The organism is Marilutibacter maris, from assembly GCF_006546735.2.
GTDB classification, from domain to species: Bacteria; Pseudomonadota; Gammaproteobacteria; order Xanthomonadales; family Xanthomonadaceae; genus Marilutibacter; species Marilutibacter maris.
The window spans coordinates 1-8,645 of the sequence record NZ_VICD02000073.1 but is presented as its reverse complement, the minus strand read 5'-3'; the positions used below and the strand labels follow the sequence as shown (position 1 = coordinate 8,645).

Annotated in this window: 7 protein-coding genes and 1 other RNA gene; 6 read left to right on the top strand and 2 right to left on the bottom strand. The window is 67.1% G+C overall.

Features of this window, described 5'->3' with window-relative positions; translation table 11 throughout:
* The 3 genes from FKV24_RS05345 to FKV24_RS05335 all read left to right on the top strand — a co-directional run.
* The coding region (locus tag FKV24_RS05345) for a glucokinase (RefSeq protein WP_211371788.1) at positions 1–500 on the top strand (500 nt) is incomplete at its 5' end.
* 477 nt (positions 501–977) lie between these two features.
* Positions 978–1,874 (top strand): hypothetical protein, encoded by an 897-nt coding sequence (locus tag FKV24_RS05340; RefSeq protein ID WP_141481638.1) that lies wholly within the window; start codon positions 978–980, stop codon positions 1,872–1,874.
* 30 nt (positions 1,875–1,904) lie between these two features.
* The gene (locus FKV24_RS05335) at positions 1,905–4,355 is read left to right on the top strand and encodes an XVIPCD domain-containing protein (protein WP_141481637.1); all 2,451 of its coding nucleotides are present in this window, start codon (positions 1,905–1,907) and stop codon (positions 4,353–4,355) included.
* A gap of 166 nt (positions 4,356–4,521) precedes the next feature.
* On the opposite strand, the gene ssrA is transcribed toward FKV24_RS05335, so the two are convergent.
* Positions 4,522–4,876, bottom strand: a transfer-messenger RNA (tmRNA) gene (ssrA, locus tag FKV24_RS05330).
* A 128-nt stretch (positions 4,877–5,004) separates the two neighbouring features.
* On the opposite strand from ssrA, the gene FKV24_RS05325 reads away from it, so the two are divergent.
* Complete coding sequence (locus FKV24_RS05325; RefSeq protein ID WP_141481636.1) at positions 5,005–7,236, top strand: CHASE domain-containing protein; 2,232 nt, start codon at positions 5,005–5,007, stop codon at positions 7,234–7,236.
* Between the two features lie 144 nt (positions 7,237–7,380).
* Here the strand turns inward: FKV24_RS05325 and smpB are convergent, their stop codons facing one another.
* Positions 7,381–7,893: an SsrA-binding protein SmpB gene (smpB, locus tag FKV24_RS05320; RefSeq protein ID WP_111266323.1), complete on the bottom strand. Its 513-nt coding sequence runs from the start codon at positions 7,891–7,893 to the stop codon at positions 7,381–7,383.
* Positions 7,894–7,955: 62 nt separating this feature from the next.
* On the opposite strand from smpB, the gene FKV24_RS05315 reads away from it, so the two are divergent.
* Entirely contained in the window at positions 7,956–8,390 is a 435-nt protein-coding gene (locus tag FKV24_RS05315) for a type II toxin-antitoxin system RatA family toxin (RefSeq protein WP_111266324.1), read from the top strand.
* The coding region (locus FKV24_RS05310; RefSeq protein ID WP_141481635.1) for an RnfH family protein at positions 8,387–8,645 on the top strand (259 nt) is incomplete at its 3' end. The genes FKV24_RS05315 and FKV24_RS05310, both read left to right, overlap by 4 nt.

Here is an 8,645-nt window from a genome sequence, read left to right as displayed (position 1 = left end):
TGCCGACCGAGGCCGGCCATGCCGCGCTGTCGGTCCGCAGCGCGCGCGAGCTGGAGGTGCTGGCGGTGTTCATGCGCCGCTGGAGCCATGTCGGCATCGAGCGTCTGCTGTCCGGCCCCGGCCTGCTCAACACCTATCAGGCGCTGTGCGGGATCGATGGCGTCGCCGCCCGCCACGACGCGCCGGCGGCGATCGCCCTGGCCGCGCAACGCGGCGACGACCCGCAGGCGGTCGAGGCCCTGTCGATGTTCTGCGACGTGCTCGGCAGCGTCGCCGGCGACCTGGCGCTGACCTTCGGCGCCAAGGCGGTCTACCTCGCCGGCGGCATCCCGGCGCAGATCGCCGACTTCCTGCTCGCCAGCGACTTCGCCGCGCGCTTCGTCGACAAGGGCGTGATGGGCGAGGTGCTCCAGCGGGTGCCGGTGCACCTGGTCGAACACGGCCAGCTCGGCCTGCAGGGCGCCGCGTCCTGGTACATGGAGCACAACGCGGCGGGCTGAGCCCGCCCTGTCGCGACATCGCGACATCCACGCAGCCGATACGAAAGAACCCCCGCCGTTGCCGGCGGGGGTTCTGGTCGTTTGGGGTGGCGTATCAAACAATGCATGTAAACAATTTTTTTAATTGGTGTCGCTCGATATCAATATGCATTTTTGCCCTCAAAAATACCCCTGCGTGTCCCGGAGTCGTCGGGCGGAGAGGGGCGATCGGATTGTGTGAGTGTGGATCCGAACTGGACGCTGCGCCGGCCAGGGTTCGACATGAACCTGATACTGGTCATCAGGTGTCTGGTGATCGCATACGGGCAGGTCACTTGGCCTACGTCAGGTGCCCATCCGGCTAGGCCAATCCGATCGACAAGCTGCAGACGCTACCGGAAGTCGGGAGTGGATTGGCGGCGCGTATCGGTGTTGCGCATACTACGAACAGACCTCTATCGCTAGATTGTTTACACAGGCTTGGAGTATGCCGCCGCAATGGACTTTGCCTACCATCGCTCGCTTAAAAAGATCCTGAGGGAATGCCAGGAATGGCTGACCTGCCCAGGCAACTCAGATAGGCCAGCCAAGTACTCCGGTTACCTCCAGGAGTGGTTGGACGCGCCAGAGCGCCCGGCCAGGATGAAGGCCATGCCCATGGACGTTCTGGGGCACTACTACAGCATCGCCGCCTGCGATGCCTATGGCCGACAAGATCTCGGGGATCTCGCGCGGTTCCTGCGTTGGGCTGTGGCCCTGCGTGCTCTGGATCTACGCCTGAAGGCCATGTTTTGCCAGCGAAGTCCTGATGAGGGGGGCTGGTTGCGGGAGTTCCATGACAGCATGCGGGCGGCCGGTCCGCTGATGTTGTCCCAGTGGCACTTGAGCCAGATATGCGCCGCGCGTTTCATCCAGATGGCAGAACAGGACGAGCTCGTGAGCCGTCCGCCAGCCACACGCATGATCAACCACAACACCAATGACGTTTTCTTGGTCAACCTGTTCTCGCAGGCCTTCGATTTACCCACCTGCTTCCAGCCCCGCAAGCCCCTGATAGAGCCTTATCAGCGGTTGCTGGATGCCTGGCGTACCGAAGATAAGTCGATCTTCCAGTCGGCCATGCAGGCCGCGTCCGAATTCCACATCAGCCGCGCCAAGGCCAGTACGGGCAGGACGTTCTACGAGTTCAACGATGACATCGACCGCCTGTTTCCCGCCGAACTGCTGGCGGTGCAGGCCCTGCGTCAGCGCGATGGACTGCCGGCCTTCGACGCCGGACATCTGCTGGTCGACGGCCCATGGGCGGTGATCAAGGACTTGCCCGAAGTCGAGCCAAACCCACTGACGGTCCAGGTCGAAGCTCAACTGCACCGGGACTATCCAGACTTCCGATAACGCTTCACCCTGTCTGCAAGGAGCGTCGCCATGCCCCATCCACCTTCCCGTGCCGCCGAACTGGCCGCCCTGGCGGTCGCAACGGATGCCCAGGGCGATGTCGACCTGACGGCCTTCCAGGCCCAGTTGCTGATTCAGCAGCACCAGAGCGTCGATGGCCTGGATGCTCCATCCCTGGCGCAGACGCTGGCCGACTCGCCGGCGATGGGGCGTCCAGATGGACAGGACCAGCTGGAGCCGATGCTGCAGGCGCTGTATCGACAGTTGCCGCCGCAGGATGCAGGACGCCTGGCTCAGGCCCTGGACGAGAACAACCTGACCGACTCCTGGTTGGAGCGGAGCTCGGAGCAGGCGGCCGAGGCCGTCGGCGGCGCCCGGGACGCGGTCGGGCAGGTAATGGATCGGACCGGCGCCTTGGCCAGCGATAGCCTGGCTCAGACCCTCCGCTGGGCCGAACAGGTCCGTGACAATCCGGACAACAGCTACCTGCAGCGCGCCGCCGGTCATGTGGCTGCTGACGCCACCGAGAAGATGCAGGAAGGCTATGGCATGGTGAAGGGGGCGACCGGTCAGGGCCTGCAGGTGTTGGGCGACACGGTCCAACTGGCGAGCTTCGCCGCGCGGTTCGCGGACAATCGCGACTTCCGCAACATGATCATCGGCGCGGCCGGCATGTATGCGTCCGAGGTCTGGGACGACCCCGGCAAGCCGGTGGATGACCTCACCCGTATCGCCAAGGGCGCGTGGGACGAGTGGAAACAAGGCCTGGGGCAGGCTGAGCGCGAAGGCAAAACCGCCGAGTACATGGGGCAGACTGAGGGTGCCGTGGGCGTGGAGATCCTTGCCACGCTGGTGCCAGTCAGCAAGCTGCCGAAGCTGGCCAAGGTCGCCAAGGCGGCGGATGTGTTGGGCGACGGCGTGCCGCTGCACACTGGTGGCGCCGCCCGCAAGCTGACCAAGGAAGGCCTGGATGTCCTGACCGAGGTCGGCGCCGACATCCGTCGCGCGCAGGCCAGGGGCGGTGTTGCGGCCGAAAGCGCCGACCTGATGCTGGAGGGGCTGGCCGGCCTCCGCCGCAGCCAGGGCAAGTTGCGTGACCTGGTCGACGGCCTGCGCCAGACCGGGCACCTCGACGATCTGCTGCAAAGCGGCGCGTTGCGTCCTCGCGAGCTGGGCTATCTGGCCCGTCAGAACGTCGACGACTTCAAGAACGTTCCGTTCGACGAGGCACTGACCGCCTCGGTCGGTGGTCGTGCGCTCAGCCAGCTCAAGCGCCACGAGGTCGGCGAGATCGGCGAAGCGATCATGTCCCGCGATCTGGCCCAGAAAGGCTACCGCGACATCGTCCCGATCCAGAACAACTCCGGGCACGGCAACGACGTGGTCGCGATCAACCCCGACACCGACAAGTGGGAAATCTTCGAGGTCAAGGCCTCGGCGCACGACATCGCAAAGGCGCAAGGCCCCGACCCGCAACCACTGGTCAGCCAACGGCTCGAACTTGCGATCCAAGGGCGCGGCCACTGGGCTCCCCAGAACATGTGGGAGGAGGCCGCCAGGTCGACAGCCGAACGAATCCGTGAGGAGGCTGTGGACGTCAAGGGCAATGTTCAGGTCGACACCTACTGGTCCCGGATCAACCTCAAGCAGGACCCCGATACCGGAGTGATCAGCGGCACGCCGGACACCCAGCCATGGCTGCCGAAAGCCGAGCGGCAATCCATGCTGACGCCCGGGCTACAGCTCCCGGACAGCCTCAAGGACCCCGCCCACCCCGGTCATGGCAGTTTTCTGTTGGCCCAGGATGCCGTCTACCGGATGGAGTTCGCCAACAATATCCCGACCGGGCCGTACAGCGAGCAATTGGCGGCCGCGGTGGCGACCCGGGCCGAAACCGAGGGCCTTCGCCTGGCCGGCATCCAGTTGAAGCAGGGTGTTGGCGGCCAGCTCGATATCATCGAGCGCGGCGCCTACGACGCCCCCGAAAAGCGCGTCGCGCTGGACACTCAGCAGGCTCTGGGTCGTTCCGTGGAGGAGCATAGCCGCGACTGGTCGGCCGCCCGATCGCCGCACTACGTCAGCCAGGAGGCAGCGGCCGAACGCACCCCGGAGCATATGCAGGCCCTGGCACAACTGTCAGACACGGACCGCGCCCTGTTCGATCGCATCCGTGACCAGGTCCCGGCGCACATCGGCGACGACCACGTGCTGCAGGCGATGGTGAAGGCCCGCGACTCCGCCGGCATCGACGGTCCCGAGCGACTCGGCGCGGTGGAAATCCGCGGCGATCAGCTGTCAGTGGTCAGCAATTCGGCAGCCAGGTTCCAGGCGTGCATCGACCTGTCCGGGCAAGCACCGTCGATACACGAGAGCCTTGAACAGAACAGCAACCTGAGCCAGCAGCTGGCGCAACAGCAGACCCTGGAGGCTCAGCAGCGCGAGCAACGAGAACAGCAGGGACACACGATGCAGATGGGATAAAGAGGACAGAAAAGGGAAAGGTGAGCCGCGGCCCGGCTGGGGGGCTGGTTTCGCGTCAATGGCTGGATGAATCGAGGTGAGGAGGGGGTGTAGGGGGCCGGGCAACAAAAAACCCCCGCAATTGCGGGGGGTCTGAGTCTTCCCGGTAAATTTCGGGAAGTTTGGATGGTGGAGGTGGGCGGAATCGAACCGCCGTCCGAAGGCACTCCATCCCCGGCACTACATGCTTAGTGCTCCGTTAGATCTCGTCTGCCGACAGCACGGCGCACAAAGCGCATCGGCGGACCAGCCCGTTTTGGGTTAACCAGTGGCTGACGGGCAGCCGCCTCCGGCGATTCCGTGATGATGACCCTACGCAGCGAGCACGGACACAAGCTGTTTCGGGGCTTAGGCCTTAAGCGGCCAGAGCGTAGTTGTCGTCGTTGGCAACTATGAGTTTTGCAGCTGGATTTACGAGGAAAGCTACCCCCTCGACATGCGCCAGGCGATTTCGCGACCCCCGTCGAAGCCAGTGCACCCCCGGGGACATGAAAACCTGTCCCCTCCAGTATAGGGGCGGCGGGCGCCAAGGCAATGGGGCCGGCGGCGTTGCGTTCACCCGCGCGCCGGCACCCTGCGTGGGCGATCGGCGGCACGGTATCCTGCGCGGATGAGCGAAACCCGAGCACCCGTCGAGCCCACCGATGGCCGTCCCAGGCCGCTGTCGCTGCAACGCGGGCACCTGCTCGCGGTCGGGGTGCTGGTGTTCTCGCTGCTGGTGACCTTCAGTACCTGGGAGTACGCGCGCGAGAAGGAGATCCGGGCCGCGCAGACCGAGTTCGTCGCCATCACCAGCGACGTCGCCAGCACCATCAGTGCGCGCCTGGAGAACTACGAGATCGTGCTCAAGGGCGGGGCGGCGCTGTTCGCCAGCGTCGACCGGCCGACGCCACTGCAGTGGCAGGCCTATGCCGAGGGCATGCGGCTGGGCGGGCGCTTCCCGTCGATGTCCGGGCTGGGCTACGCCGCCTATGTGCGGCACTCCAGGCTGCCGGAGCTGCAACTGGAATGGAAGGACGCCGGCTACGGTCTGCTGGACGTGTTTCCGCGCGGCACGCGGCGCTTCTACGGACCGGTGCTGTATCTGGAGCCGCGCACGCCGGTCAATGTCGCCGCGGTCGGCTACGACATGATGTCGGACGCGGTCCGGCACCGGGCGATGTCGCATGCGATGGAGACCGGGCAGACCCGGATGTCGGGGCCGGTGCACCTGCTCGGCGATCCGGAAGGCTCGCCGCCGGGGCTGCTGCTGTACGTGCCGATCTATCGCAACGGCGCGATCCTGAGGACGCCGGCGGCGCGCCGCGACGCGATGCGCGGCTGGGTGTACGCGCCGTTCTACGTCGACCACTTCGTCAAGTCTACCCTCGGCGACGAACCGCTGGTCAGGCGCTTCTCGATCCACGACGTGACCCAGGGCCCGGCGGTGCCGGTATTCGCCTCGGCCTCCGAAAACGGCGACGAGGCGGCCGGGCAGGAGCCGCCGGCGTTCACCCACGTGGTGGTGCTGGAGCAGTTCGGACGGCGCTGGCGGATGCAGTTCGAGTCGGTGCCGCAGGCGCGGGCGATTCCGCGCCTGACGAACCTGTACAGCGCGCTGGCGCTGGGCATCTTCGCCTCGATCCTGCTGTCGACGATCGTATGGGCGCTGGCGCGCACCGAGCGTCGCGCGCGCCAGATCGCGCGGCGCATGACCGAGGACTACCAGCGCAGCGAGCAGCGCTTCCGCACCGCGATGCAGTACTCGGCGATCGGCAAGGCGCTGCTCGACAGCGACGGTTGCATCGTCGAGGCCAACCCGGCGCTGGGGCGGATCGTCGGCCTCGATCCGGGCAGCCTGGTCGGGGTCGATTTCGAGTCGTTGTTCGAGGACGAGGGGCCGGACCTGAAGGAATGGCTGGCCAGCGAGGGGGCGGATGCGGAATCGGTGAAGCGCTCGACCCGGCGCCTGCACCGCGCCGGCGACCTGCCGCGGCACGTGCAGCTCAACTGCGCGCGGGTGCCGGGCAACATCGGGCAGGACGTGCGCGGCCTGATCCAGGCCGAGGACGTGACCGAGCGGATCCTTGCCGAAGCCCGCGTGCACGCGCTCAATCGCACCCTGGAGGCGAGGGTGATGGCCAGGACCCGCGAGCTCAGCCAGGCCAACCAGGAGCTGGAGGCGTTCGCCTACAGCATCTCCCACGACCTGCGCGCGCCGCTGCGCGCGATCGACGGCTTCAGCCGGGTGCTGGCCGAGCAGCAGGGCGACCGCCTGACCGATGCCGGACGCGCCTACCTGGCGCGGGTGCGGGCGGCGACCGGGCGCATGGCCGACCTGATCGACGCGCTGTTGACGATGTCGCGGCTGAGCCGGGTCGCGATCAACCCCGGGCCGGTCGACCTCAGCCAGCTGGCGCGCGAAGCGGTCGACGAGCTGGAAACGGCCGAGCAGCGTCCGGGCCTGGAAGTGCGCATCGAGCCGGGCCTGCGCGCCTGGGGCGACGCGCCGCTGTTGCGCAACCTGCTGTCGAACCTGATCGGCAATGCGATCAAGTTCAGTGCCGGTCGCGATGCGCCGCGGGTCGAGATCGGGCGCCAGGACGGGCCGGGCGGCACGGTCGAGTTCTTCGTCCGCGACAACGGCGCCGGTTTCCCGCAGGAGTACGCCGGCAAACTGTTCCGTCCGTTCCAGCGTCTGCACGGGCAGGACGAGTTCAGCGGGCACGGGATCGGCCTGGCCTCGGTCAGGCGCATCGTCGAACGCCACGGCGGCACGCTCCGGGCCGAGGGCCGGGTCGACCATGGCGCGACGTTCTACTTCAGCCTGCCGGACCAGGCGCAGGCCGAGGCGGCGGCCTGACAGACCGGTCCATCCTGGACTTGCTCAGACGTCGCAAGGTCACACCTGGCCCGACCTCGCTCCCGCCGGGTCAGGCACTTGCGTGCTTGATCCGCGCGCGTGCCATTCCTGGCGCAGGCAGCCTCCGAACTGATCGGAGATTCCCTAGGCGTCGCGGTTGTGCTGGCGCATCACCCGCTGCTTCTCGCGGTTCCAGTCGCGCTCCTTGCTCGCCGCACGCTTGTCGTGCTGCTGCTTGCCCTTGGCCAGCGCCAGCTCGGCCTTGACCTTGTTGCCCTTCCAGTAGAGTGCGGTCGGGATCAGGGTGTAGCCGTCGCGCTCGACCCGGCCGATCAGGGTGTCGATCTCGCGCCGGTGCAGCAGCAGCTTGCGGGTGCGGCGTTCCTCGGCGACGACGTGGGTCGATGCCGAGATCAGCGGGGTGATCTGGGCACCGAACAGGAACATCTCGCCGTGGCGGATCACCGCGTAGCTCTCGCCGATGTTGGCGCGACCGGCGCGGATCGATTTCAGTTCCCAGCCCTGCAGGGCCAGTCCGGCCTCGAAGCGTTCCTCGAGGTGGTATTCGTGGCGCGCGCGCTTGTTCAGGGCGATGGTGCCGCCGGCACCGCCCTTTCCTTTATCCTTGCCGGCCTTGTTGTTGGTTTTCTTTGCCATCGCCACATTGTCCCCGATTGCGGGGCCGATAGGCGACCCGGCCCGACCCACGAACTGTTTGCATGACGACGATCCGCCGCTCCGCCCTGGTCGAACACTCGACCCGACGCATGTTCGAACTGGTCAACGACGTGGCCGCCTATCCGCGCCGCTTCGACTGGTGCGAGGCGGCCGAGGTGATCGCCGCCGACGAGGGCCGCCTGGTCGCGCGCCTGGACCTGGGCCTGGGCGGGCTGCGGACCTGGTTCACCACCGAGAACACGCTGTCGCCGCCGCATCACATCGACATGGTGCTGGTGGACGGGCCGTTCCGGCGCCTGAGCGGGCGCTGGGAGTTCCATGCCCTCGACGAGTCCGCCTGCAAGGTCACCCTGACCCTGGACTTCGAGCCGTCGATGAAGCTGCTGACCCCGGCCTTCACCCTGGGCTTCCAGAGCCTGGCCGATCGCATGGTCGACGATTTCGTGCGTGTCGCCGATCGCGAGGAAGTGGTGTGAGGGTGGCGCTGCTGCGCGCCTGGCCGCGTCGCTTCGACAGCGTCGAGGTCGAGCTGCCCGAAGGCGCGCGTGTCGCCGACGCGCTGGATGCGGCGGGCTGGTCGGCGCTGGAAGGAATAGCGGGGTATGCGATCCATGGCCGTCGCGCCACGCCGGCCTCGCCGTTGCGCGACGGCGATCGCCTGGAGCTGCTGCGCGGGCTGGCGCTGGACCCGAAGGAAGCGCGCCGGCGGCGGGCCGAGGCCCGGCCGCTCA